Annotated in this window: 23 protein-coding genes and 1 pseudogene; 21 read left to right on the top strand and 3 right to left on the bottom strand. The window is 72.3% G+C overall.

Going from position 1 to position 24,556, the window contains the following annotated elements:
* The first annotated feature begins 2 nt into the window (after nt 1-2).
* From ACWCP6_RS33880 to ACWCP6_RS33825, 12 genes and pseudogenes are all read left to right on the top strand, one after another.
* Nucleotides 3-629, top strand: coding sequence for an NUDIX domain-containing protein (locus ACWCP6_RS33880; RefSeq protein ID WP_450936463.1), 627 nt, complete (start codon nt 3-5; stop codon nt 627-629).
* A gap of 220 nt (nt 630-849) precedes the next feature.
* A complete protein-coding gene (locus ACWCP6_RS33875) occupies nt 850-2,952 on the top strand; it encodes a tetratricopeptide repeat protein (RefSeq protein ID WP_450936462.1) in 2,103 nt (700 codons plus the stop codon).
* Between the two features lie 145 nt (nt 2,953-3,097).
* Nucleotides 3,098-4,213: an alanine dehydrogenase gene (gene ald / locus ACWCP6_RS33870; protein ID WP_450936461.1), complete on the top strand. Its 1,116-nt coding sequence runs from the start codon at nt 3,098-3,100 to the stop codon at nt 4,211-4,213.
* A gap of 408 nt (nt 4,214-4,621) precedes the next feature.
* The gene (locus ACWCP6_RS33865) at nt 4,622-5,749 is read left to right on the top strand and encodes a ParA family protein (RefSeq protein ID WP_450936460.1); all 1,128 of its coding nucleotides are present in this window, start codon (nt 4,622-4,624) and stop codon (nt 5,747-5,749) included.
* A complete protein-coding gene (locus tag ACWCP6_RS33860) occupies nt 5,734-6,339 on the top strand; it encodes a hypothetical protein (protein ID WP_450936459.1) in 606 nt (201 codons plus the stop codon). Before ACWCP6_RS33865 ends, ACWCP6_RS33860 begins: the two co-directional genes overlap by 16 nt.
* On the top strand, nt 6,329-7,408 hold the full coding sequence (locus tag ACWCP6_RS33855; protein WP_450936458.1) for a segregation and condensation protein A: 1,080 nt from the start codon (nt 6,329-6,331) through the stop codon (nt 7,406-7,408). Before ACWCP6_RS33860 ends, ACWCP6_RS33855 begins: the two co-directional genes overlap by 11 nt.
* An 8-nt stretch (nt 7,409-7,416) precedes the next feature.
* On the top strand, nt 7,417-8,082 hold the full coding sequence (gene scpB, locus ACWCP6_RS33850) for an SMC-Scp complex subunit ScpB (RefSeq protein WP_450936479.1): 666 nt from the start codon (nt 7,417-7,419) through the stop codon (nt 8,080-8,082).
* Nucleotides 8,082-9,146 carry a pseudouridine synthase gene (locus ACWCP6_RS33845; RefSeq protein ID WP_450936457.1) on the top strand — a complete coding sequence of 355 codons (1,065 nt, stop codon included), beginning with the start codon at nt 8,082-8,084 and terminating at the stop codon, nt 9,144-9,146. Before scpB ends, ACWCP6_RS33845 begins: the two co-directional genes overlap by 1 nt.
* Before the next feature lie 206 nt (nt 9,147-9,352).
* A pseudogene (pnuC, locus tag ACWCP6_RS33840) lies at nt 9,353-9,937 on the top strand (nicotinamide riboside transporter PnuC); the annotation flags it as partial.
* Nucleotides 9,934-11,022 carry an AAA family ATPase gene (locus ACWCP6_RS33835; protein WP_450936456.1) on the top strand — a complete coding sequence of 363 codons (1,089 nt, stop codon included), beginning with the start codon at nt 9,934-9,936 and terminating at the stop codon, nt 11,020-11,022. The pseudogene pnuC and the gene ACWCP6_RS33835, both read left to right, overlap by 4 nt.
* A 4-nt stretch (nt 11,023-11,026) precedes the next feature.
* Nucleotides 11,027-11,743, top strand: a complete 717-nt coding sequence (locus ACWCP6_RS33830; protein WP_450936455.1) for an NUDIX hydrolase — start codon at nt 11,027-11,029, stop codon at nt 11,741-11,743.
* Nucleotides 11,740-12,861, top strand: a complete 1,122-nt coding sequence (locus ACWCP6_RS33825) for an ADP-ribosylglycohydrolase family protein (protein ID WP_450936454.1) — start codon at nt 11,740-11,742, stop codon at nt 12,859-12,861. Before ACWCP6_RS33830 ends, ACWCP6_RS33825 begins: the two co-directional genes overlap by 4 nt.
* Nucleotides 12,862-13,015: 154 nt before the next feature.
* Here the strand turns inward: ACWCP6_RS33825 and ACWCP6_RS33820 are convergent, their stop codons facing one another.
* The gene (locus tag ACWCP6_RS33820; protein ID WP_450936453.1) at nt 13,016-13,771 is read right to left on the bottom strand and encodes a nucleotidyltransferase domain-containing protein; all 756 of its coding nucleotides are present in this window, start codon (nt 13,769-13,771) and stop codon (nt 13,016-13,018) included.
* A 203-nt stretch (nt 13,772-13,974) separates the two neighbouring features.
* Here ACWCP6_RS33820 and ACWCP6_RS33815 point away from each other — a divergent pair, with 203 nt between their 5' ends.
* The 6 genes from ACWCP6_RS33815 to der all read left to right on the top strand — a co-directional run bounded on the left by ACWCP6_RS33815 (nt 13,975) and on the right by der (nt 19,094).
* A complete protein-coding gene (locus tag ACWCP6_RS33815) occupies nt 13,975-14,433 on the top strand; it encodes a YidB family protein (RefSeq protein WP_450936452.1) in 459 nt (152 codons plus the stop codon).
* 168 nt (nt 14,434-14,601) lie between these two features.
* The gene (gene aroH / locus ACWCP6_RS33810; RefSeq protein ID WP_450936451.1) at nt 14,602-14,964 is read left to right on the top strand and encodes a chorismate mutase; all 363 of its coding nucleotides are present in this window, start codon (nt 14,602-14,604) and stop codon (nt 14,962-14,964) included.
* Nucleotides 14,961-16,046, top strand: coding sequence for a prephenate dehydrogenase (locus ACWCP6_RS33805; protein WP_450936450.1), 1,086 nt, complete (start codon nt 14,961-14,963; stop codon nt 16,044-16,046). The genes aroH and ACWCP6_RS33805 overlap by 4 nt, the downstream gene beginning before the upstream one ends.
* Before the next feature lie 149 nt (nt 16,047-16,195).
* Nucleotides 16,196-16,888 (top strand): (d)CMP kinase, encoded by a 693-nt coding sequence (cmk, locus tag ACWCP6_RS33800; RefSeq protein WP_450936449.1) that lies wholly within the window; start codon nt 16,196-16,198, stop codon nt 16,886-16,888.
* Nucleotides 16,846-17,535 (top strand): lysophospholipid acyltransferase family protein, encoded by a 690-nt coding sequence (locus tag ACWCP6_RS33795; RefSeq protein WP_450936448.1) that lies wholly within the window; start codon nt 16,846-16,848, stop codon nt 17,533-17,535. Before cmk ends, ACWCP6_RS33795 begins: the two co-directional genes overlap by 43 nt.
* An 83-nt stretch (nt 17,536-17,618) precedes the next feature.
* Complete coding sequence (gene der, locus ACWCP6_RS33790) at nt 17,619-19,094, top strand: ribosome biogenesis GTPase Der (protein ID WP_450936447.1); 1,476 nt, start codon at nt 17,619-17,621, stop codon at nt 19,092-19,094.
* A 28-nt stretch (nt 19,095-19,122) separates the two neighbouring features.
* On the opposite strand, the gene ACWCP6_RS33785 is transcribed toward der, so the two are convergent.
* On the bottom strand, nt 19,123-19,470 hold the full coding sequence (locus tag ACWCP6_RS33785) for a hypothetical protein (protein WP_450936446.1): 348 nt from the start codon (nt 19,468-19,470) through the stop codon (nt 19,123-19,125).
* Nucleotides 19,471-19,621: 151 nt separating this feature from the next.
* Entirely contained in the window at nt 19,622-20,413 is a 792-nt protein-coding gene (locus ACWCP6_RS33780) for a hypothetical protein (protein WP_450936445.1), read from the bottom strand.
* Nucleotides 20,414-20,956: 543 nt separating this feature from the next.
* On the opposite strand from ACWCP6_RS33780, the gene ACWCP6_RS33775 reads away from it, so the two are divergent.
* The 3 genes from ACWCP6_RS33775 (at nt 20,957) to ACWCP6_RS33765 (ending at nt 24,378) form a co-directional block, all read left to right on the top strand.
* A complete protein-coding gene (locus tag ACWCP6_RS33775) occupies nt 20,957-21,634 on the top strand; it encodes a transglycosylase family protein (RefSeq protein WP_450936444.1) in 678 nt (225 codons plus the stop codon).
* Nucleotides 21,635-22,264: 630 nt separating this feature from the next.
* A complete protein-coding gene (locus ACWCP6_RS33770) occupies nt 22,265-23,533 on the top strand; it encodes a glycosyltransferase family 4 protein (RefSeq protein WP_450936443.1) in 1,269 nt (422 codons plus the stop codon).
* Nucleotides 23,530-24,378, top strand: coding sequence for a hypothetical protein (locus ACWCP6_RS33765; RefSeq protein WP_450936442.1), 849 nt, complete (start codon nt 23,530-23,532; stop codon nt 24,376-24,378). The genes ACWCP6_RS33770 and ACWCP6_RS33765 overlap by 4 nt, the downstream gene beginning before the upstream one ends.
* Nucleotides 24,379-24,556: the final 178 nt, after the last annotated feature.

The raw sequence follows: 24,556 nt of genomic DNA, 5'->3' as shown, positions 1-24,556 counted from the left end.
AGATGACGATCAAGGACACGCCGACGGAGTGGCCGATCAGGGCCACCGAGACGCCCTTCGTGGGCAACAAGACCTCCGTGCGCACCGACGACGTGGTCATGCCCGACGGGTCGGTCGTCCGCCGTGACTACCAGGTGCACCCGGGCTCGGTCGCCGTCCTCGCGCTCGACGAACAGGGCCGCGTCCTGGTGCTGCGTCAGTACCGGCACCCCGTGCGGCAGCGGCTCTGGGAGATCCCCGCCGGCCTCCTCGACATCCCCGGCGAGAACCCGCTGCACGCCGCGCAGCGCGAGCTCTACGAGGAGGCGCACGTCAAGGCCGAGGACTGGCGGGTCCTCACCGACGTCTACACCACGCCGGGCGGCTGCGACGAGGCCGTACGCATCTTCCTCGCCCGCGATCTGTCCGAGGCCGAGGGCGAGCGCTTCGAAGTCTCCGAGGAGGAGGCCGACATGGAGCTGGACCGGGTCCCCGTCGAGGACCTCGTCCGCGGTGTCCTCGCCGGAGAGCTGCACAACAACTGCCTCGTCGTGGGCGTCCTCTCGCTGGTCGCCGCCCGGCAGGGCGACGGCCTCGACGCGCTGCGGCCCGCCGAGGCGCCGTGGCCCGCACGTCCGTTCGCCGCCTGAGCCCCGGCCGGTGCCGCCGGCCCCGTGCGGCCCGCCCGTGCGCCGCACGGTCCTGTCGGCCGTACCCTGCCCGCCACCGGTGTGACCATCGCCTGATCCGATCGGGCGATGTGTCCGCCGCGCTCCGCCGGGATCGTCGCAGAGCGTGAACTAGGCTCGAAGCCCAGGCCCACCGGAGACCGGGCGGGCTCGTGCGCGCAGTGGGACGGGAGCGTGGCCCGTGACGGAGCAGGCGGTGGACACCGACGGCACGGCGGTGCCGGGGGAGGAGCGGCGTCCGGCCGTCGAGTCCGCCCCAGGCGGTCATCAGTTCCTCGGCCGATCACGGGAGTTGAAGGAACTCAAGTCGGACATCGAGCGGGCCGGGCTCGACACCCTCGCGGGCCGCAAGGCGCCCAGGGCCCGGGTGCTGCTGATCGCCGGCAAGCCCGGCTCGGGCCGCACCGCCCTCGCCGAGGAGCTGGTGCGCCAGGTCGCGGACCGTTACCGGGACGGGGTGCTCCGGGCACGCCTCACCGAACCCGACGGCACCCCCGTTCCCACCGAGCGCACCGCCCGCGCCCTGCTCGGCGCGCTCCGGCACCCGGCCCCGCCCGGCGCAGCCGAGGACGACCTCACCGAAGCGCTGCGCACCGTGCTCGCCGACCGCCGGGTCCTGCTGCTGCTCGACAACGTCTTCGACGCCGCCCAGGTCGACGCGCTGATCCCGGATGCCCCGCACTGCCTCGTCGTCGCCGTCGCCGAGGGTCCGCTGACCGGCATCCCCGACGTGCGCCCCTGCACCCTCGGCGGCCTGGACACCAAGTCCGCGCTGGAACTCCTCACCCGATTCACCGGCTCGGTCCGGGTCACCGTCGACCCGCGCGCCGCCGAGGACCTGGTCGAGCAGTGCGCCGCCCAGCCCGCCGCGCTCGTGCTCGCCGGCAGCTGGCTCGCCGTACGCCCCAAGGCCTCCATCGCCGACCTGGGCAAATGGCTGCGCGCCCGGTCCGAGGACGGCTCCGCGCTCGTCCGCGCCTTCCGCCACTGCTACGACGCGCTGCCCGCCGCCACGGCCCGCAGCCTGCGGCTGCTCAGCCTCGCCCCGGCCGGCCTCGCCGACCCGCACACGGCGTCCGCGCTGGCCGGCTGCTCGGTCTCCGCGGCACGGGCGACCCTGGACGACTTCGTGGCCCTCGGCCTGGTGCGGGCCGTTCCGTCCCCGCTGTCGGAGTACGCGGTGCCGGACTGCCTGATGCCGTTCCTGCGGAGCCTGAGCGAGACCGAGGACCGGCCCGGCGAGATCCAGCTGGCCAGGGCCCGGATGCTGGAGCGGACCGTGCGTCTGCTGCACTCCTGCCGTGCGATCACCGAACCGGAGGGCTCGCCCGGCCGCCGCAAGCTCGCGGGGCTGCCCCGCGCACTGCGCTTCACCGACCGGGCCGAGGCCGCCCGCTGGCTGGAGCTGCGGCAGCCCGCGCTGCTCGCCGCGGCCCGCGCCGCCGTCGCGGACGGAGAGCTGGACACCCTGGCCCGGCGCCTGATGGCGGCCCTGGTCAGGGCCCTGGTCGCGCACCGCGGAACCGAGGAGGCGGCGCCCGAGCTGTACGGCATCCACCGGCTGGTCCTCGATGTCGCCGTGCGCCGGAACCTGCACCGTGAGCAGGCGGCCGCGCTGCTGAACCTCGCCGATCTGGACGCGCGCACCGGACGGACCAGGGAGGCGCTCGGCCGCTACCGGGCCGCGCTCGACGCAGGACGGGCGGCGAACGACCCGTACGCGACCGGCCGCGCCATGGAATCCGTAGGCGGCACGTACCAGGAACTGGGCGACTGGCAGCGGGCCGCCGACTGGTACGGGCGCGCCCTGACCCAGCGGCTCGCCCGCGAGGAGCGCGCCGACGCCGCCCGGCTGTACGGCCGCATCGCAGGGGTGCTCACCTACGCCGGGCGCTACGGCGAGGCGCTGCGCAACTGGCGCGCGGCGGCCACCGGTCACCGCAAGGCGGGGGATGTGCCCGCGCTGGCAAGGGCGTTGAGCGAGACGGCCCGGGTGCAGGAGTACGCCGGGCGCCCCGAAGAGGCGCTGCGCACCTGCCAGGAGGCCGTGGAGTGGGCGCGCCGCGCGAAGGACGCACGGCTCCAGGCGGCGCTCCAGCTCAGGCTGGCCGACACCCTGGACCGGCTCGGCGACTCCACCGCGGCGCGGCTGCACCGGGGAGCGGCCGAGCGCATGCTGGGAGAGGAGCTCGTGGAGAGCGGCACCGACGGGGCGGAGCAGGGATCGAAGGCTGGAGCACCGCCTTCCGCCTGCGAAATCCGTAGTGCATCAGCGGAAGATTGAAGTAAAGAAAGGCTAGACAGCTCGAAATCCTTCATTAGACTGGCTCCGCCGCGTTCGTTCGTGGTGTCCTCCGGTGCACCCCCGTGCCTCCGGTGCGATACGCATTGCCCCGAAACATCCCCTGAGCCAAGGACCGTGATCGACGATGAAGGTCGGCATCCCCCGCGAGGTCAAGAACAACGAGTTCCGGGTGGCCATCACCCCCGCCGGCGTGCTCGAGCTGGTGCGTAACGGCCACCAGGTCTTCGTCGAGCAGAACGCCGGTGTCGGCTCCTCGATCACGGACGACGAGTACGTCGCCGCCGGCGCCCGGATCCTTCCCACCGCCGACGAGGTCTGGGCCACCGCCGACCTGCTGCTGAAGGTGAAGGAGCCGATCGCGGAGGAGTACCACCGCCTCCGCAAGGACCAGATCCTCTTCACCTACCTGCACCTGGCCGCGTCCAAGGAGTGCACGGACGCCCTGCTGGAGTCCGGCACCACCGCGATCGCCTACGAGACGGTCGAGCTGCCGAACCGCGCCCTGCCGCTGCTCGCCCCGATGTCCGAGGTCGCGGGCCGCCTCGCCCCGCAGGTCGGCGCCTACCACCTGATGGCCCCGAACGGCGGCCGCGGCGTGCTGCCGGGCGGCGTCCCGGGCGTCACCCCGGCCAAGGCCGTCGTCATCGGCGGTGGCGTCTCCGGCTGGAACGCCACCCAGATCGCCGTCGGCATGGGCTTCGACGTCACGCTGCTGGACCGTGACATCAACAAGCTGCGCGAGGCCGACAAGATCTTCGGCACCAAGGTCAAGGCCGTCATGTCCAACTCCTTCGAGCTGGAGAAGGCCGTCCTCGACGCCGACCTGGTCATCGGCGCGGTGCTCATCCCGGGTGCCAAGGCCCCGAAGCTGGTCACCAACGAGCTGGTCTCCCGGATGAAGCCGGGAAGTGTTCTTGTCGACATCGCGATCGACCAGGGCGGCTGCTTCGAGGACTCGCGTGCGACCACGCACGCCGAGCCGACCTTCCGGGTCCACAACTCGGTCTTCTACTGCGTCGCCAACATGCCGGGCGCCGTGCCGAACACCTCCACCAACGCCCTCACCAACGCCACGCTGCCCTACATCGTGTCGGTGGCCAACAACGGCTGGGTCGAGGCGCTGCGCCGCGACGCAGGGCTCGCCAAGGGTCTCAACACCCATGACGGCAAGGTCGTTTACAAGGAGGTCGCCGAGGAGTTCGGTTACCCCCACGTCGAGCTGGAGACGCTGCTCGGCTGAGAGCGAAACGGGCCCGGATCCCTTCCGGGCGCGTCGATGGAGTTCGGACACTTTCGTCAAAGAAAGTCGTCAATCTCACGCCTGCGGCCGGACCTCGCACCGAGGTCCGGCCGCAGGCGCTTGCCCACGAACACGTTCAACTCGCCTCAAACGTAACCCTTTAACCGATTCGCACACGTGCGAAACCTGGCGAAGGACTGCTGTACGCCCTTGACAGAGACGTGTTCCGTTGCCGACACATCGCGCCGGGTCCGGTGGATTGTGTTGCTGCGGACCGGTGACACGCCATAGAGTCGCCAACCGTCGGCATGGTGCCACGCTGACCTATCTAGAAGTTTCCTGGTCACCAAGGAGGTAAGACGACTTGTGAATGAGTCGACATTTACTCCCGGGGGTGGTCAACCAGGAATGCCTGCGCGGGGCCAGAGCCCCACGGGGCTCGAGGCTGTCGGCTCCGTCGCTGTCCGCACCTTCGCAGCCCACCAGAGTCCCGAGCTGACTCAGACAGCACACCCGAGCATGGATGGCCATCACGTGAACGCCATGGCCGGCGACGGAAGTGGCGGCAAGCGCGGCCACTTCGCCGACTACGACGAACTGCCCGAGGGGCACTTCTACGACCCCGACGCCGAGTACGAGCCCGACCCCGAGTACGCGGCCACGCTCGCGCCCGACGCGGCGCGCCAGCGCCGCGAGCGCATCGGCCCGACCGGACGCCCGCTGCCGTACTTCCCGATCCCGGGGCCGCTGACCGATCACGGCCCCGCGAAGATCATCGCGATGTGCAACCAGAAGGGCGGCGTCGGCAAGACGACGTCGACCATCAACCTGGGCGCCGCGCTCGCCGAGTACGGCCGCCGGGTCCTGCTCGTCGACTTCGACCCGCAGGGCGCGCTCTCGGTGGGCCTCGGCGTCAACCCCATGGAACTGGACCTCACGGTCTACAACCTGCTCATGGAGCGGGGCATGTCCGCGGACGAGGTGCTGCTCAAGACGGCAGTGCCCAACATGGACTTGCTGCCCAGCAACATCGACCTGTCCGCCGCCGAAGTGCAGTTGGTGAGCGAGGTCGCCCGCGAGTCCACGCTGCAGCGTGCGTTGAAGCCGCTGATGGCCGACTACGACTACATCGTGATCGACTGTCAGCCCTCGCTCGGCCTGCTCACCGTGAACGCCCTGACGGCGGCCCACAAGGTGATCGTGCCGCTCGAGTGCGAGTTCTTCGCGCTGCGCGGTGTCGCGCTGCTCACCGAGACCATCGAGAAGGTCCAGGAGCGGCTCAACCCCGATCTGGAGCTCGACGGCATCCTCGCCACGATGTACGACTCGCGCACGGTGCACAGCCGTGAGGTCCTGGCCCGGGTGGTCGAGGCCTTCGACGACCACGTGTACCACACGGTGATCGGCCGGACCGTGCGCTTCCCCGAGACCACCGTCGCGGGTGAGCCCATCACGACGTACGCCTCGAACTCGGTCGGTGCCGCCGCCTATCGCCAGCTCGCCAGGGAGGTGCTCGCCCGGTGTCACGCCGAGTGAGTCTGCCGGGGGCCGACGAACTGTTCCGTACCACCGGGGGCATGGCACTTCAGGCGTCCACTCCCAGGCGTCAGGCCAACGGCGAGGCCAGGGTGCCGGGACCGGCGGGTGAGAGCGACTCCGCCGCCGCGGAGGAGAGCCAGCTCCCCGCCGCCCAGGGCGCTCCCGCCCCGGGAGACGGTGGCGAGGGTGCCGAGCACTCCGCCGCCGACGTCGTCGAGCAGGATGTCGTGGAATCCCGCAGCCGGGCCGCGGACGAACGTTCCGCCGAGGGCGGGAAGCCCGCGGGGCGCCCGCGCCGGGCGCAGGAAGGTTCGGCCACGGGGGCCGCGCCGTCCGGGTCGGCCCGGCGCAAGCGGGCCGCGGGCCGGCGGCCCAGCGGCCGGGAGCGGCACGACGAGAAGATCACGGTCTATGTGTCGGCCGAGGAGCTGATGGACCTGGAGCACGCACGTCTGGTGCTCCGTGGGGAGCACGGACTGGCGGTGGACCGGGGGCGGATCGTCCGCGAGGCCGTCGCGGTCGTCCTTGCGGACCTCGAGTCGCGGGGGGACGCGAGCATTCTCGTACGGCGACTTCGTGGGCGGTAGCGGCCGCCGGGCCCTCGGCCTGGGGCCGGGCACACGGCCGCCCGCGGCCGAGGAGGATCCGTCCTTCGCGGACCGTACGGTCCCGAGCCCGCCCGTTCCCGCACCGGCGCCCGAAACGCCCGCGGAGACCCCCGGCGGTGCGCCCGCCGAGCACGTCGGCACCGCACCCGGCACGGCCGGGTCCCCCGGCCCGGACGCGGACCTCGCGGAGCAGCCCGGCGCCCCGGACGGCGGCGCGGCCGAGGAGCCCGGTGACGGGGTCTTCAAGGTCCGGCTCGCCAATTTCGAGGGACCCTTCGACCTGCTGCTGCAGCTGATCTCCAAGCACAAGCTGGATGTCACCGAGGTCGCGCTCTCCAAGGTCACCGACGAGTTCATGGCCCACATCAGGGCGATGGGGCCCGACTGGGACCTGGACCAGACGACCGAATTCCTGGTGGTCGCGGCGACGTTGCTGGACCTGAAGGCGGCGCGGCTGCTGCCGGCCGCCGAGGTCGAGGACGAGGCGGACCTCGCGCTCCTGGAGGCACGGGACCTGCTGTTCGCGCGGCTGCTGCAGTACCGGGCGTACAAGCAGATCGCGGAGATCTTCAGCGGACGGCTGGACGACGAGGCACGGCGGTATCCGCGTACGGTCGGTCTCGAACCCCACCACGCCGAGCTGCTGCCCGAGGTCGTCATCAGCATCGGCGCCGAGGGCTTCGCCAGGCTCGCAGTGAAGGCGATGCAGCCCAGGCCCAAGCCGCAGGTGTACGTCGACCACATCCACGCCCCGCTGGTGAGCGTGCGCGAGCAGGCCGAGGTCGTCGTGGCGCGGCTGCGGGCGTGCGGGGAGGCGTCCTTCAAGGAGCTGATCGAGGACGCGGGGGACACCCTCACCGTGGTCGCGCGCTTCCTCGCGCTGCTGGAGCTGTACCGCGAGAAGGCCGTCGCGCTGGAGCAGGAGGACGCGCTCGGCGCGCTGATGGTCAGATGGACCGGTGGCGACGGTGACGACCGGCCGGCCGTCACGGACGAGTTCGACCGGCCCCCCGAGGACCCGGACGCACAGAAGGAGCAGCGGGCGTGAGCGAGGACATGATCGGCGAGCCGGTGAGCGCCGTCGCGGCTCTCGACCTCAAACCCGCGCTGGAAGCGGTCCTCATGGTCGTCGACGAGCCTGCCACCGAGGAACACCTCGCCAAGGTGCTGGAGCGGCCCCGCAGGGCGGTCGCGGACGCGCTGCGGGAGCTGGCGGACGAGTACACCGTCCAGCGGCGCGGTTTCGAGCTGCGGCTGGTGGCCGGCGGATGGCGCTTCTACACACGGCCCGAGTACGCGGCCGCGGTCGAGGGCTTCGTGCTCGACGGGCAGCAGGCCCGGCTCACCCAGGCCGCCCTGGAGACCCTGGCCGTCGTCGCCTACCGCCAGCCGGTCAGCCGTTCGCGGGTCTCCGCGGTGCGCGGAGTGAACTGCGACGGTGTGATGCGCACCCTCCTCCAGCGGGGTCTGGTCGAGGAGGCGGGCGCGGAACCCGAAACAGGTGCGATCCTGTACAGGACGACGAACTACTTCCTGGAGCGGATGGGCCTGCGCGGCCTGGACGAGCTCCCGGAGCTCGCGCCCTTCCTCCCGGAGGCGGAGGCGATCGAGGCCGAGACCCAGGAAGGCGTTCCGTCGTTCGACCCGGACGCTCCCGATGACGGTCCGGGCGCCCCGGTGACCCGGGGCACCGACGACGCAGACGACCAGACGGAACTTTGATGCGAAGCAGCGGCAGCGGACGGAACAGCGGGCGCGGTAACTACCGCGGTGCCGGCAACGACAGGGACGACAAGCAGGGCCAGGGCCGTCCCCGCAAGCCCCGCCCGGAGGAGCGCCGCTACGACGTGGGCCCCGGCGCCACCAAGGACGGTCCGAAGTCCGGGCGCGGCGGCGCCGCGCGCGGCGGTGCCAAGGGCGGCCCGAAGCAGGGCCAGCAGCGCGGCGGCCGTACGGCGCCTGCGCGCTCCCGCGAGTACGAGGCGCGGGCCGAGGAGCGCAACCGGGAGCGGTACGCGGGCAAGAAGGACATCAAGCTGCCCAAGACCTTCCCGGGCGCCGAGCAGGAGGGCGAGCGGCTGCAGAAGGTGCTCGCGCGCGCAGGCTACGGCTCGCGCCGCGCCTGCGAGGAGCTGATCGAGCAGTCCCGTGTGGAGGTCAACGGCTCGATCGTCGTCGAGCAGGGCCTGCGGGTCGACCCGGAGAAGGACGAGATCAAGGTCGACGGGCTGACGGTCGCGACGCAGTCGTACCAGTTCTTCGCGCTGAACAAGCCCGCCGGTGTGGTGTCGACCATGGAGGACCCGGAGGGCCGGCAGTGCCTCGGCGACTACGTCACCAACCGCGAGACGCGGCTCTTCCACGTCGGGCGGCTCGACACCGAGACCGAGGGCGTCATCCTGCTCACCAACCACGGTGAGCTGGCCCACCGGCTCACGCACCCCAAGTACGGCGTGCAGAAGACCTACCTCGCGGCCATCGTCGGACCCATCCCGCGTGACCTGGGCAAGCAGCTGAAGGACGGCATCCAGCTGGATGACGGGTACGCGCGCGCGGACCACTTCCGGGTCGTCGAGCAGACCGGCAAGAACTACCTGGTCGAGGTCACCCTGCACGAGGGACGCAAGCACATCGTGCGGCGCATGCTGGCCGAGGCCGGTTTCCCCGTGGAGAAGCTGGTGCGGACCTCCTTCGGCCCGATCACCCTCGGCGACCAGAAGTCCGGGTGGCTGCGGAGGCTGTCGAACACCGAGGTCGGCATGCTGATGCGCGAGGTGGACCTGTAGGTCCCCCGCGAACGCCGACGGCCGGTCCTGGATCTCCAGGGCCGGCCGTTTCCGTTTTCCGTGGGCGGATGGTCCGGCGGATTCCGCGATGGGCGTCCGGTGCGGATTCCGCGGAAGGACGGTCCTGCGGACGGATGCGAGCGGATTCGGGGTTGTGGACCGGGCCGGATCCTCTTTATAGTCGTACTGACCATTAAGGGGGCGGCGTGAGCATCACGGAATGGCTCGGATTCGGCAGCGGCGCGGTGTGCGTGTGGCTCGTTGCATGCCAGCACATCGCGAACTGGCCGATCGGCATCGCGAACAACGTGTTCTTCATCGTGCTGTTCGTGCAGTCCGGCCTCTACGCGGACGCCGGCCTTCAACTGGTCTTCATCGCCCTCGCCGCGTACGGCTGGTGGACCTGGGCCCACGGGGGTGGTCCCGGTTCCGACGCCCTGCCGGTGCGGCGCACGACCCGCACCGAATGGGCATGGCTGCTCGCGGCGGGGGCGGTGGGCACCCTCGCGCTCACCGTCCTCCTGGACCGGGCCACCGACTCCACCGTGCCCTTCTGCGACGCCCTGACCACCGCGCTGTCCCTGATGGCGACGTACGGTCAGTGCAAGAAGCTCGTGGAGTCCTGGTGGCTGTGGATCGCCGCGGACCTCGTCTACATCCCGCTGTACGCGTACAAGGACCTGTACCTGACGGCCCTGCTCTACGCCGGTTTCCTCGCTCTGTGCCTGGTGGGACTGCGCGGCTGGCGCCGTGAGCTCACGGCGCCCCGGCTCGCGGAGGTGGCGGCGTGAAGCGCCACCGGCACGGACTCGTCCTCGGCAAGTTCTATCCGCCGCACGCCGGACACCACCTTCTCGTGCGCAGCGCGCTGGAACGGTGCGAGCACCTCACCGTCCTCGTGTGCGCCGCGTCCGTCGAGTCCGTCCCGCTCGGCGAACGCGTTCGCTGGATGGCCGAGATGCACCCCACGGCCCGGGTCCGGGGCGTCGTCGACGACATCCCGATGGACCTGAACGACCCGGCCGTATGGGACGCCCACATGGCGATCTTCCGCAGGGGAGTCGGCTACTGGCCCACCCCCGTCGACGCCGTCTTCACCTCCGAGAGCTACGGCGACGAGCTCGCCCGGCGCTTCGGCGCGCACCATGTGTGCGTCGATCCCGACCGCAGCCGCTTCCCGGTGTCCGGGACCGCCGTCCGCAAGGACCCGGTCGGCCAGTGGGCCCACCTCGCCGAGCCCGTACGCGCCTGGCTCACCAAGCGCGTCGTCGTCCTCGGCGCCGAGTCCACCGGCACCACCACCATGGCCCGCGCCCTCGCCGAGCACTACCGGCGGCGCGGCGGCGTCTGGGCCGACACCCGGTGGGTCCCCGAGTACGGGCGGGACCACAGCGAGCAGAAGCTCGCCGCCCTGCGGGCCGAGCACCCCGGTGCCCAGTGGGAGGACGTCGCGTTCGCCTCCGAGGACTTCCCCGTGATCGCCGAGCGGCAGAACCGCCGTGAGGACCGCTGCGCCCGGCGCGGCTCGCCGGTCCTGTTCTGCGACACCGACTCCTTCGCCACCACCGTCTGGCACGAGCGGTACATGGGCGGACGCAACCCCCTCGTCGAGGACATCGCCGACCGGGTCGCGCACCACCTGTGGCTGCTCACCGACCACGAGGGCGTCCCCTTCGAGGACGACGGGCTCCGCGACAGTCCGGAGCTGCGGCCCTGGATGACCGAGCGCTTCCGTGCGGAACTCACCCGCACCGGACGGACGTTCCTCACGCTGAGCGGGACGCACGAGGAGCGGCTCGCCACCGCGGTCACCGCCGTCGATGCGCTGATCGCCGAGGGCTGGCACCTCGCCGACCCGCTTCCCGAACGGAGGTGACCGCGTGCAGGGCTACGACAAGTACGCCTTCGAACCTTTCGCCGTCACCGTCGACCTCGCGGTCTTCACGGTCCGGCGCGACGCGCTCCAGGTCCTGCTCGTCGAGCGGGGCCAGGACCCGTACGCGGGCCACTGGGCGCTGCCCGGCGGCTTCGTGCTCCCCGACGAGTCCGCAGGGACGGCCGCCCGGCGCGAGCTCGCCGAGGAGACCGGTCTCGTCGACGTGACCGGGCTCCACCTGGAGCAGCTGCGCACCTACAGCGAACCCGACCGCGATCCGCGGATGCGGGTCGTCTCCGTCGCGTTCGCCGCACTCGTGCCCGACCCTCCGGAGCCGCGCGGCGGCGGCGACGCGGCGCGCGCGAGCTGGCTGCCCGTCGACGGGCTCGGGCCGCTCGCCTTCGACCACGACCGGATCCTCTCGGACGCCCGCGACCGGATCGGCGCCAAGCTCGAGTACACCTGTCTCGCGACCGCCTTCTGCCCGCCCGAGTTCACGCTCGGCGAGCTCCAGCAGGTCTACGAGACGGTGTGGGGCACCACGCTCGACCGCCCCAACTTCCGGCGCAAGGTCCTCGCCACGCCCGGCTTCGTCGAACCGGTGCCCGGCGCCGCCCGGCTCACCGGCGGACGCGGCAAGCCCGCCGCCCTCTACCGCGCCGGCACCGCCACCACCCTGCATCCCGCGCTGCTGCGACCGGAAGGACGAACCACGGCATGAACCGCACGACGGGCACGAACGACACGACGGGCACAGACGGCACGACGGGCACGGACGGCACGACGGGCACGAACAGCACCTTGGGCACGGATGGCGCGCCCCGCACGGCCGGCGCGAAGCGCGCCGCCACCGGGTCGCTCATCGGCCTCGCCCTCGGGGACGCGCTCGGCTTCCCGACCGAGTTCAGCACCGTCCCGTCGATCCTCGCCAAGTGCGGGCCCTGGCGCGAGATGGACCTGCCGCGGCCCGCGATCGTCACGGACGACACCCAGATGACCCTGGCGCTCGGGCGGGGGCTGCGGACCGCGATGGAACGGGGCCCGCTCGCCCCCAGGAGGCTGCAGCGCCCCGTACGCGAGGAGTTCGTCGACTGGTACCTGTCCCCGGAGAACAACCGCGCACCGGGCAACACCTGCCTCACCGCCTGTGAGCTGCTGACGCACGACCAGCGCGCCTGGCAGGACGCCAGCCGGATCCACTCCAAGGGCTGCGGCGCCAACATGCGGGTCGCGCCGATCGGGCTCGTCCCCGGACTGAGCGACGCGCAGCGCGCGGGAGCCGCCCAGCTCCAGGCCGCGCTCACCCACGGGCACCCCACGGCGCTCGCCGCATCCGACCTCACCTCGCACGCGATACGGCTCCTCGCCGACGGCGCCGAACCGACGGGCCTCGTCGGACGCCTGCGCTCCTACGCGTACGACAACCGCACCCGCTACCACGAGACCTGGCTGGGCGACCTGTGGACCCGCGCCCAGGACGCCACGCCCGAGGACTTCATGGCCCGCGGCTGGGACGACTGCCTCGCCGTCCTGGAGCGCCTGCGGGAAGCCCTGCGCGCCCCGTCGCCCGAAACCGACCCGTGCCTCGCCACCGGCGAGGGCTGGATCGCCGAAGAGGCCCTCGCCACCGGCCTGTTGTGCTTCCTGCTCTTCCTCGACGCCCCCGTCACCGCCCTGCGCCGTGCCGCCTGCACGGCCGGCGACTCCGACTCCATCGCCTGCCTGGCGGGCGCCTTCGCCGGGGCCCACCTGGGCGCGGACGCCTGGCCCGCCGAGTGGAGCGAGCGCATCGAGTACCGGGACGAACTGCTGGCGCTGGGGGCGCTCTGGGACGCCTGAACGGATGTGGGGCAGCCCGGATCCGACCTGACCTCGGTGACGGCCCGGCGGCCGGGCCCGCCGCTGTTCGCGGCCGTCTCCGGTGCGCACGGACGCGTTCCTGCGGGAGGACGGCGAGCGGCTGCACGCCGTGCTCGACGACGCCCGGGCCGCGTCAGCGCCGCCGGACGCCCCCACCGGTCACGACGCTCCGCACGTCCTGGTCGTAGGGGTCGGACTCGAGGGCCCTCAGTGCTGACGCGCGGCGCGCGCGCAGCAGGAAGTCCTCGACCCGCGCACGGTCCGGATCCGCCGGCAGCGGTGTGCGGGCCGCCGCGTCCTCGGCCTCCGCGGCCAGACGGGTCAGGCGTGCCTCGACCTCCGGCCAGGGGACCTCGCCGCGCTTGACCGCGAGCAGGGGCTCGCGCCGGTCGCCCACGTCGATGGTCAGCTTCCCGGTGCGGAGCAGGTCGCGGCAGCTGACGAGCAGACGCAGCAGATGCATGGCGTGCTTCCAGCGGGGTGCTCCGTGCTGCCGGACGTCCGCCTCCAGCTTCCTGCGCTGGCTCAGCGCATAGCGTACGAACGTCTCGTGGGCCCGGCGGGAGAGGAACGCGTCGCGGAGCGCGAGGAGCTCGCGGCCCGTGTCGTCGATGTGCTCGACGACGGGGGAGTGCAGGCACTCCAGCACGTTCGGGTTGGCGCGCAGGGCCAGCTCGCAGAAGCGTTCGAGCTCCCAGGAGAACTGCTCGACCGCCGGGCCGTCCACATGGGTCGGCGGCTTTTCGAAGCCCCAGAAGAGGGGCGTCGGGGCCAGGAACACCCCGCGCCGGTCCGTGTCGCTGCCCTCCGTGGCCAGGCCGAAGGCGCGCGAGCCCATGACGCAGGCGTAGACCGTGTGGTGGCGGACGAGATCGTGGGGAGTCGGCATGACGGGAGCGTAGGGGGCGCACCGGGTGCGCCGGGAACGAATTTCCGGCTGCCGGAGGCGTGGCCGGGGACTGTCGTCGTCACGCCGAGTGGCGGGACGATGCGGTCCGGGTGACATTGGCAGGGGGTCGAGGCCCGGACGGTCCGTCCGATGAGCCCGGCCCCGTTCTCGTAACCCCTCGCATCTCCCGAAAGGGCGTGACCATGGCGGGCAGCAACGATCTCGGCAGTCTCCTCGGAAGTCTCCTCGGCGGTGGCCAGGGCGGCCAGAGCGGCTCCGGCGGCGGCAACATCCTGGGGGCGCTCCTGCAGTCCCTCACCGGCGGCAACGGCCAGGGCGGCGGCAGCCCCCAGAGCGCCGGCAACGGCCAGAGCGGCAACCCGCTCGGCGGTCTGCTCGACATGCTCAAGAAGTCCGGCCTCGCCGACCAGGCCCAGTCCTGGATCGGCACCGGCGACAACAAGCCGGTCACCGGCAACCAGGTGCAGCAGGCCCTCCCCGACGCGACCCTCCAGCAGGTCGCCCAGCAGACCGGCGTGACCCCGGAGCAGGCCGCCAGCCAGCTGGCCGACGTGCTGCCGCAGGCCGTCGACAAGCTGACCCCCGGCGGCAGGATGCCGTCCGGCTCGCTCGAGGACATCATCCGGCAGCAGCGGATCTGACCGGACGCGGTGTGCGCGGCCCCGCCGTCTCGGCAGGCGGGCGCCGCGCACTCGCATGTCCCCGGGCTGACTAGGCTTGCAGGGCAGCGGAACGGCTGCGCGGCACGTCGGCGCGCAGCACGGCCGGTACGCGGCGGGTCGGTACGCAGACGAGCAAGGAGCAGCACTGTGGCGGTACGAGCGGTCCGGGGCGCCGTGCAACTCGAACGGGACGACGCCGGGCACATGGAGGAGCAGGTCGGCGAGCTGCTCACCGCCGTCCTCGACCGGAACGGGCTGACGACGGACGACCTGATCAGCATCTGGTTCACGGCCACGCCCGATCTGCACAGCGACTTCCCGGCCGCCGCGGCCCGCAGGATCGGCATCGTCGACGTACCCCTGATCTGTGCCCAGGAGCTCGACATCGCCGGCGCCATGCCGCGCGTCGTCCGCATCCTCGCGCACGTCGAGTCCGCCAAGCCCCGCGCCGAGATCGCGCACGTCTACCTGGGCGCCGCGGCCGCACTCCGCAAGGACATCGCCCAGTGAGGACCGCACTCGTCGTGGGCACCGGCCTCATCGGCACCTCCGTGGCCCTCGCGCTGTCCGGCCGCGGTGTCGCCGTGCACCTCGCCGACCACGACACGGAGCAGGCCCGCACCGCCGCCGCCCTCGGTGCCGGCACCGACGAGATCCCCGAGGGCCCCGTCGACCTCGCGGTCGTCGCCGTGCCGCCCGCGCACGTCGCCGGGACCCTCGCCGACCTGATGCGCAGGGGTGCGGCCCGCGGCTACCTCGACGTGGCCAGCGTCAAGGGCGGACCGCGCCGCGACCTGGAGAAGCTGGGCCTCGACCTCTCCGCCTACATCGGTACGCACCCCATGTCGGGCCGCGAGAAGTCCGGGCCGCTCGCCGCGACCGCGGACCTCTTCGAGGGGCGCCCGTGGGTCCTCACCCCCACCCGGGACACGGACACCGAGGTCCTGAACCTGGCCCTGGAACTCGTGTCGCACTGCCGTGCCGTCCCCGTCGTGATGGACGCCGACGCACATGACCGTGCCGTGGCGCTCGTCTCGCACATGCCCCACTTGGTCTCCAGCATGGTCGCGGCGCGTCTGGAGCACGCCGAGGAGTCGGCGGTGCGGCTGTGCGGACAGGGCATCCGCGATGTGACGCGTATCGCGGCGTCCGACCCGCGGATGTGGATCGACATCCTCTCCGCCAACCCGGGTCCCGTCGCCGACCTCCTGTCGTCCGTGGCCTCCGACCTGGACGAGACGGTGCGGGCGCTGCGCGACCTCCAGTCGTCCGACGAGGCCGAGCGGCGTGCGGGTGCCACCGGTATCGAGGACGTGCTGCGGCGCGGCAATGCGGGGCAGGTGCGGGTGCCCGGCAAGCACGGCGCCGCCCCCGCGGCGTACGAGAGCATCGTCGTCCTCATCGACGACCAGCCGGGGCAGCTGGCTCGGATCTTCGCCGACGCCGGCGCGGCCCGCGTCAACATCGAGGACGTGCGGATCGAGCATGCGACGGGCCAGCAGGCCGGGCTCGTCGAGCTCATGGTCGTGCCGTCGGCCGCGCCGGTGCTCACCGCGGCGCTGCGGGAGCGGGGCTGGGCGATCAGGCAGTAGCCCCACCGGCACGTTTCCGGACCGGGGGATCCGTCCCCCCGGGTCCGGCCCGGGCGTGGGAGCGGGGTCCCGGAGCCAGTAACCTTGTGCGGGGCCCCTCTGTGTCCCGTACGAAGACCACCCCGCGTATCAGGAAGGTGTCCGACACCGTGGAAACCGCCGCCAGGACCGCCCCGGCAGTTATTGTCGCCATCGACGGCCCCTCCGGCACGGGCAAGTCGAGCACCTCGAAGGCCGTCGCCGGACAGCTCGGCCTGAGCTACCTGGACACCGGCGCCCAGTACCGGGCGATCACGTGGTGGATGGTGAGCAACGGGATCGACCTCGCGAACCCGACGGAGATCGCCGCCGCCGCGGACAAGCCGGAGATCGTCTCCGGCACCGACCCGGCCGCCCCGACGATCACCGTCGACGGCGTCGACGTCGCGGGCCCGATCCGCACCCAGGACGTCACGTCCAAGGTCAGCGCGGTCAGCGCGGTGCCCGAGGTGCGGGCCCGGATCACCGAGCTTCAGCGCACCATCGCCGCGACCGCCGTCAAGGGCATCGTCGTGGAGGGCCGTGACATCGGCACGACCGTGCTGCCCGACGCCGACCTGAAGATCTTCCTGACCGCGTCGCCCGAGGCCCGTGCCGCGCGCCGCAGCGGCGAGCTGAAGGGCGCGGACGTCCAGGCGACGCGGGAGGCGCTGATCAAGCGCGACGCCGCCGACTCGAGCCGGAAGACCTCGCCGCTGGCCAAGGCCCACGACGCCGTCGAGGTCGACACCAGCGACCTCACGCTCCAGCAGGTCATCGAATGCGTCGTCACCCTCATCGAGGGGAAGCGGGCCGAGCGGTGACCGAGGCTCCGCCATCCCTCAAGGGCGCGGAGGTCGGCCGCCGGATCGGCGTCGGTCTCATGTACGGGCTCTGGAGACCCCGGGTGCTCGGCGCCTGGAAGGTTCCGGCGAGCGGCCCGGTCATCCTGGCCGTCAACCATGCGCACAACATCGACGGCCCGATGGTCATGGGCGTCGCCCCGCGGCCCACGCACTTCCTGATCAAGAAGGAGGCGTTCGTGGGCCCGCTGAACCCGTTCCTGACGGGGATCGGGCAGCTGAAGGTGGACCGTGACAGCGCCGACCGCACCGCCATCACGCGGGCCCTCCAGGTCCTGCAGAACGGCGGGGTTCTCGGCATCTTCCCGGAGGGCACCCGGGGCGAGGGCGACTTCGCGTCGCTGCGCGCCGGGCTGGCGTACTTCGCGGTCCGCGGCGGGGCGCCGATCGTCCCCGTGGCGGTGCTGGGAAGCGCGGAGCGGTCCGGCCGGTTGATAAACGCGCTGCCGCCGCTGCGCAGCCGCGTCGACGTCGTCTTCGGCGACCCGTTCGACGCGGGCGACGGCTCCGGGCGGCGTACGCGCAAGGCGCTCGACGAGGCGACCGTGCGCATCCAGGAGCGGCTCACCGCTCACCTGGAAAACGCCAGGCGTCTGACCGGACGCTAGGCGACACTTGAGTAGTGGATCTCGGGCCACATGCCCGGCCCGGTCCACCGATCACCACGAATGAACGACGAGGTACGGACTTCATGAACGACCAGATCCACTCCGACGGCTCGGGCGAGGAGCACGAGCACGGAGCACTTGGCGACGCCGAGTACGCGGAGTTCATGGAGCTCGCCGCGGAAGAGGGCTTCGACCTCGAGGACGTCGAGGGCGCGATCGAGGCGGCCGGTCACGGCCCGCTGCCGGTCCTCGCCGTCGTCGGCCGCCCGAATGTCGGCAAATCGACGCTGGTGAACCGCATCATCGGGCGCCGCGAGGCCGTCGTCGAGGACCGGCCCGGTGTGACCCGCGACCGCGTGACGTACGAGGCCGAGTGGTCCGGCCGCCGCTTCAAGGTCGTCGACACCGGCGGCTGGGAGCAGGACGTCCTCGGCATCGACGCCTCCGTGGCCGCACAGGCCGAGTACGCGATCGAGGCCGCCGACGCGGTCGTCTTCGTCGTCGACGCCAAGGTCGGCGCCACCGACACCGACGAGGCGGTCGTCCGGCTGCTGCGCAAGGCCGGCAAGCCGGTGGTCCTGGCCGCCAACAAGGTCGACGGCCCGAGCGGCGAGGCCGACGCGGCGTATCTGTGGGCCCTCGGCCTCGGCGAGCCGCACCCCGTCTCCGCGCTGCACGGCCGCGGCACCGGCGACATGCTGGACGCCGTCCTGGAGGTCCTGCCGGAGGCCCCGGCCCAGACCTTCGGCAACGCGGTCGGCGGCCCCCGCCGTATCGCGCTCATCGGCCGCCCGAACGTCGGCAAGTCGTCACTGCTGAACAAGGTGGCGGGCGAGGAGCGCGTAGTCGTCAACGAGCTCGCCGGCACCACCCGTGACCCGGTCGACGAGATGATCGAACTGGGCGGCCAGACCTGGAAGTTCGTCGACACCGCCGGTATCCGCAAGCGTGTGCATCTCCAGCAGGGCGCCGACTACTACGCCTCGCTGCGCACCGCCGCCGCCGTGGAGAAGGCGGAGGTCGCGGTCGTCCTGATCGACGCCTCCGAGACGATCTCCGTCCAGGACCAGCGGATCATCACGATGGCCGTCGAGGCGGGCCGTGCGATGGTCATCGCCTACAACAAGTGGGACAACCTCGACGAGGAGCGCCGCTACTACCTCGAGCGGGAGATCGAGACCGAGCTCGGCCAGGTGGCGTGGGCACCGCGGGTGAACGTATCGGCGCGCACCGGCCGTCATATGGAGAAGCTGGTCCCGGCGATCGAGACGGCCCTGGAGGGCTGGGAGACCCGGGTTCCTACGGGCCGTCTGAACGCGTTCCTCGGTGAGCTGGTCTCCGCCCACCCGCACCCGATCCGCGGCGGCAAGCAGCCGCGCATCCTGTTCGGCACGCAGGCGGGCACCAAGCCCCCGCGGTTCGTGCTGTTCGCCTCCGGCTTCATCGAGCACGGCTACCGCCGCTTCGTGGAGCGCAGGCTGCGCGAGGAGTTCGGCTTCGAGGGGACGCCGATCCACATGTCGGTGCGGGTGCGCGAGAAGCGCGGCAAGAAGAAGTAGCGGGCGGGAGCCCGATCGGCGGGCGCGATCAGCGCTCGCTGCGCGGCGCGGGCGGCAGCGCGGCCGGAACATGGGTTCCCGGGCCGTGCGGCCGCACGCTCGCCACGGGGTACCAGCCGCCGTGCCGCGTCTCGTGATGGTGGGGGTGGGTGCCGTACGGACCCGTGGCGAAGCCGGTGAACCCGAGGTGCTCCTCGCCGCTGCGGTCTCCGGGCAGGGCCTTGAAGGAGCTGCGGTACTCCGAGTACAGCTCGTCGTAGATAGGCGTGGCCGAGTGGCCGCCGATCGGCTCCTGGGCGGGCCGCATGGACGGGATGGGCGCCGGGATCGTCGACGTGAGGTACGGCTGACGGCGGGTGGGTTCGTAAGTGTGCACGTAGGTGCCAACGACCGGGGGCCGCTACGGATGCGGCCCCCGGTCGTCCTTTGCGGTGGAACGGCCGCCGCCGCGACGGGAGTCGGACTCGCCGACGCGGCGGGCGCCGTGGCGGGGTGCGGCGGGGGCGCCGGGAACGGGCCCCGGACCCTCAGACGCCCGCGAGGGGCATCGCCGCCGCCACCAGCCGGCCGTTCACCGCGGCCTTGTCCAGTGCGTCGCGCAGCAGGTCCTCGCGGGGCTGGCGGCCGATCGAGCCTGCGGGGGCGGCGAACACGAGCACCTTCTGGAGCTTGTTGGCCGCGGTGCGCCAGCCGTCGGTGACCAGCAGCGGCTGGTGCGCCTGCCACCAGGAGACCGGGGAGCCGCCGACGGGACCGGGCTGGAGCAGGGCGTGCAGCTGCCCCATGGCGAGCAGCACCGACCACCCGTGCAGCACCGCGGGCAGCGCTTCGAGGCTGTGGACCGGGGTGAATCCCTGCTCGACGAGGAGCGGAAGGAATTCGTCGCCGCCGACGGTCCGGCCGGGGCGCGCGATGGGGCCGTTGGGCTCGACGACGAGCGCCGGGTGCAGCTCGCCGTGGATCAAGACCAGGCCGCTGGTGACGCCGAGCACGGCCTGCTCGACAGGGGCGTGACCGGGCGCCACGGCCGGTGTGCCGCCGCTCTGCCCGGTGATGGAGTGGACGGCGCCCTGCAGCTCCGCCTCGGTGACCTGGACGACCTGCGAGGGCAGGCAGCCGGCGTGGGCGAAGGCGAGGACGGCGGTTTCGTCGCCGAGGAACAGGACGGTGCTGGTGCGCTCCTGCTCCGAGTCGCCCGGGGTGCGGCAGGACGTGCAGTCGTAGCTGCCCGGGACGTTCTCACCGGCAAGCAGCCGGTTGGCCTCTTCGTCGCCGATCTCGGCGCGTACGTCGTCGCTGACGTCGAGCATGCGCGGCACGGGTGGCTCCTCGGAATCGGTTCGTATGCGTGCGGCGCCGGGCGTTTCCCGGCTCGGGCCGGGCGGATTCCCGGCTATGAAGAGCACAACGGACGATCTGTGGCCGGAGTCACGCCCGGGCAGGAACGGAATCGACCCATCCAGCGCACAGCGTGAGTTGGCGGCCGGAATTGCTCACTCATGGTGAACTCCCTTGGGTGTCAAGGAAGTTAGTCCGGTGAGGTGAGTCACAGACCGGAGAGGGCGTTGGTCGACAAATCGGGAAATCCGATGATGAAAAGGCTGTCCGAAAATCGTCGGTACCCTCGGTAACCTTCAACTGGCCTGGAGCAACGAGCAGTTGGTTGATGCCGGGCCGATCCGCTCCTTACATTCCTCCGCCGTGTGCAGCGAGCACCGCTCGGGCACGTCCGCCGCACCGCACCGCCGGCCCTCGGGCCCGGGTGCGGGTTCCGGCGGGCGGGGCGCCGTGGACCGGCCGCGCAGGACGCGTGAGGAGGCCTCGGTGCCTGGGGGAGCCCGGGTCCTCGGAGAGGGATCCATATGTCCGTGACGCCTGTGACGTCGCCGAGTTCCGTGTCCATGCGCAAGACGGCAGTACTCGTCGGGGCCGCACTGCTCGCCCCGCTCGGAGTCCTCGCCGCCACCGGGTCCGCCCAGGCGGCGGACGGTGCCGTGTGGGACCGCATCGCCCGGTGCGAGAGCGGTGGGAACTGGCACATCAACACCGGCAACGGCTACTACGGCGGTCTTCAGTTCTCCGCCGGCACCTGGCGGGCCTACGGCGGTGCGCAGTACGCGTCGACCGCCGACCGGGCCTCCCGGACCCAGCAGATCGCCATCGCCTCCCAGGTGCAGCGTGCACAGGGCTGGGGCGCCTGGCCGGTGTGCTCGGCACGGGCCGGGGCCTACGGCAGCGCCCCGGGTGCCGCGGCGCCCGTCCACCGGCAGGCCGCGCCGGTTCGCAAGGCGGCCACGGCACACCGCACGCCCGCCCATGCGGCCGTGAAGCCGCACAAGGCGCCCGCAGCGCCGCCGCGTTCCTCGGTCCACACCGGACGGGGCGCCGCCCGCGGCGACTACACCGTCCGGAGCGGCGACACCCTGAGCGCCATCGCCGCACGGCACAACACCGCCTGGCGCACGGTCTACGCCGCCAACCGCGCCGTCATCGGCGCCGATCCGAACCTGATCCTGCCGGGTGAGCGCCTCGCACTGTGACGGCTGCGCGGCCGCCCCACCGAAGGCCCCGCTCCGTCCTCGCCGGCGGAGCGGGGCCGCCGGCGTACCGGGGGTGCGGCCCGCTCGCCACGCCCGCATCCCGCTTGGCTCGTCGTGCGGTTCCGTCGTGGCGCCGCCGAACACGACCACGCCGCAGCGCGGTTGTGGAGACGAGAGCGGCCCCGTGGTCCATCGGCGTGGCCCGTCGGCGCGGTGACGGCCGGAGCGACACGGGAGTCAACCACGGTCACCCGGCGCCGTGTTGACGTCGGCACGGCCTGCGGGTCCGGGCGCGCCGCGCCGGAGCCGAGGCCCTCGCCGACTCCGCAGGAACGGCGTCGCGCCGCCCGGAAGCCGTCGGGCCTGCTTCTCCGTGGCACGCTGGAGTCCACGGCCCCTGACCGTCGCACAAGGTGACGGGAACCGCAGCCACTTCATGGCGTCACGGCTTCCCCGACTGCCCTGACGCACGACAGAGTGAAAAGGTTCCCGAAAAGCAGTCACGGTGCCACAACTCTTCGGTAACAAGTCGATAATGGGCCCCAACCAACTCGGCGACCACTCGGTCTAACCCTGCGGTAGACGGATGAGAGGGGATGTCCGCCTACGAAGCAGCGGATACGGGGACTCATGCATATCTCTTTCCTGATTCACAACGCGTACGGGATCGGAGGGACGATCCGGACGACGTACAACCTTGCGAACACCCTCGCCGAGCAGCACGACGTCGAGGTCGTGTCCGTCTTCCGGCACCGGGACGAGCCCGTGTTCTCGGTCGATCCGCGTGTGCGGCTGCATCATCTCGTCGACATCCGCAAGGACACCCCGGGATACGAGGGCGAGGTCCCCGAGTACGGGCGCCCGGCCCGGACGTTTCCGCAGGCCGAGGGACGCTACGCCCAGTACAACGAACTCACCGACCGGCGCATCGCCGACCACCTCGCCACCGTCGAGGCCGACGTCGTCGTCGGTACCCGCCCCGGGCTGAACGTGCACATCGCCCGGCAGACCCGGCGCGGCCCGGTCCGCGTCGGCCAGGAGCACCTCACGCTGGACAGCCACTCGAACGCGCTCCGCCGACAGTTGTGCAGGGTCTACCCGCGTCTCGACGCGCTCACCACGACCACCGAGGCCGACGCCGGCGACTACCGCCGCAGGATGCGGCTGCCGGGGGTGCGCGTGCAGGCGGTCCCCAACCCGGTGCCCGCGCCAGGGATCGAGCCCGCGGACGGCACCGGCAAGTGGGTCGTCGCGGCCGGCCGGCTCGCCCCGGTGAAGCGGTACGACCTGCTGATCAAGGCCTTCGACACGGTGCGCACCGAGCGGCCCGACTGGCGCCTGAGGATCTACGGCGGCGGCAAGCAGAAGGACAAGCTGCGCACCCTCATCGACCGGCTCGGCCTCTACAACCACGTCTATCTGATGGGCCCCGCCCACCCCATCGAGCCCGAGTGGGCCAAGGGCTCCATCGCCGCCGTCACCTCCAGCCTGGAGTCCTTCGGCATGACGATCGTCGAGGCGATGCGCTGCGGCCTGCCCGTCGTCTCCACGGACTGCCCGCACGGACCCGGCGAGATCATCGACAACGGTGTCGACGGACGCCTCGTCAAGGCCGGTGACGTCGACGCCATCGCGGGCGGCCTCCTCGAACTCATCAACGACGACGACCTGCGCCGGACCATGGCCGCCGCAGCCCTCGAGGACTCCCGGCGCTTCGACCCGGCCCGGATCGCCGAGCGCTACGAAACCCTGTTCTCCGGCCTCGCCGGCCGCAGCGGCCGCACCCCCGGCGGGCGGCTGCGCGGCACCCTGCACCGCGGCCGGGGCGCCCTGCTCGGCGGCGCCTACGCCGTCCGCGACGCCGGCCGCACCGCACTCAAGAAGGGGCGCACCGCATGACCTCCCCGGTCCCCACGCAGACCGTGGACCAGCTCACCGGCCCGGCGGCCGATCTCCGGGCCGACTGCATAGCGGACTCCGCAGGCGGGCTCACCTTCGACATCGCCGACCCCGGCACGCCCGGCGCCACGCACCTGGTGCTGCAGCGCCGCGAGTCCGGCGACGACCTCGACGAGGTGCGGCTGCCGCTCACCCCGGCCGCCGACGGACGGCTGCGGGCCGCGCTGCCCAGCACCGTTCCCCTCGCCGAGGGCCGCTGGGACGTGTACACGCAGTTCGCCGGTGGCGAGCCGCTGCGCCTGACGCCCGGTGTGAACGATCTGCGCTCGCTCGTCGACCGCGTCCCGAGCGGCTCCCGCGGCTTCGTGGCCGTCCGCATCCCGTACGCGACGAAGCACGGCAACCTCTCGGTGCGCGGCTGGCACCGCGCCCCGCACGCGGAGGCCGGGGAACTGCACATCGACGGCGCCGAACTGGCCGTCACGGGCCGGGTCTACGGCACCCCGCTCACCGAGGAGGCCCACGCCGAGCTGCGCGGGCGGCACGGGACCCGCCCCGTCCTGCGCGCCGAAGTGACGGCCGACCGCGCCGCGTTCACCTTCCGTGTCGGCTACCGGGCGCTGGCCGCGGCCGGAGAACCGGACACCTGGGACCTGTGGCTGCACCCGGCCGGTGAGAGTGGTCCCCGGGTGCGCATCGCACGGCTCCTCGACGACGTCGCCGACAAGAAGCCGATCTTCACCTACCCGGTGGCCCGGCTGGAGACGTCGCACGGCACGGTGGAGGCGGGGCCGTACTACACCAACGACAACGACCTCTCCGTACGGCTGGGCAAGGCGGGCTGAGCCGGGCAGGGGCCTGCGGGCGCACCCCGCCCTGAACCTCCGGCAGACCGGGCCGACGGTGCAGACCCCGGCCCGACTGCTGCGTCCGCCGGCCCTGCTGCGGGCCCCGCGCACTCCCGCACGCCGGTCCCGCAGCCGCTCGCCTATCTGATCGACGACGTGGCCCGCAAGCACGGGC

It is taken from the genome of Streptomyces sp. NPDC002004 (assembly GCF_053593975.1).
The sequence above is the reverse complement of the archived record's forward strand: the minus strand, read 5'-3'. Positions and strand labels throughout refer to the sequence as shown.

Bases quoted from the DNA above. Each gene is read 5' to 3' on its own strand.
- ACWCP6_RS33880 (WP_450936463.1), top strand. From the start codon at position 3: ATGACGATCAAGGACACGCCGACGGAGTGGCCGATCAGGGCCACCGAG.
- ald (WP_450936461.1), top strand. From the start codon at position 3,098: ATGAAGGTCGGCATCCCCCGCGAGGTCAAGAACAACGAGTTCCGGGTG.
- ACWCP6_RS33865 (WP_450936460.1), top strand. From the start codon at position 4,622: ATGCCTGCGCGGGGCCAGAGCCCCACGGGGCTCGAGGCTGTCGGCTCC.
- scpB (WP_450936479.1), top strand. From the start codon at position 7,417: ATGATCGGCGAGCCGGTGAGCGCCGTCGCGGCTCTCGACCTCAAACCC.
- ACWCP6_RS33845 (WP_450936457.1), top strand. From the start codon at position 8,082: ATGCGAAGCAGCGGCAGCGGACGGAACAGCGGGCGCGGTAACTACCGC.
- ACWCP6_RS33825 (WP_450936454.1), top strand. From the start codon at position 11,740: ATGAACCGCACGACGGGCACGAACGACACGACGGGCACAGACGGCACG.
- ACWCP6_RS33820 (WP_450936453.1), bottom strand. From the start codon at position 13,771: ATGCCGACTCCCCACGATCTCGTCCGCCACCACACGGTCTACGCCTGC.
- ACWCP6_RS33815 (WP_450936452.1), top strand. From the start codon at position 13,975: ATGGCGGGCAGCAACGATCTCGGCAGTCTCCTCGGAAGTCTCCTCGGC.
- ACWCP6_RS33795 (WP_450936448.1), top strand. From the start codon at position 16,846: ATGCGTCGTCACCCTCATCGAGGGGAAGCGGGCCGAGCGGTGACCGAG.
- der (WP_450936447.1), top strand. From the start codon at position 17,619: ATGAACGACCAGATCCACTCCGACGGCTCGGGCGAGGAGCACGAGCAC.
- ACWCP6_RS33775 (WP_450936444.1), top strand. From the start codon at position 20,957: ATGTCCGTGACGCCTGTGACGTCGCCGAGTTCCGTGTCCATGCGCAAG.
- ACWCP6_RS33770 (WP_450936443.1), top strand. From the start codon at position 22,265: ATGCATATCTCTTTCCTGATTCACAACGCGTACGGGATCGGAGGGACG.
- ACWCP6_RS33765 (WP_450936442.1), top strand. From the start codon at position 23,530: ATGACCTCCCCGGTCCCCACGCAGACCGTGGACCAGCTCACCGGCCCG.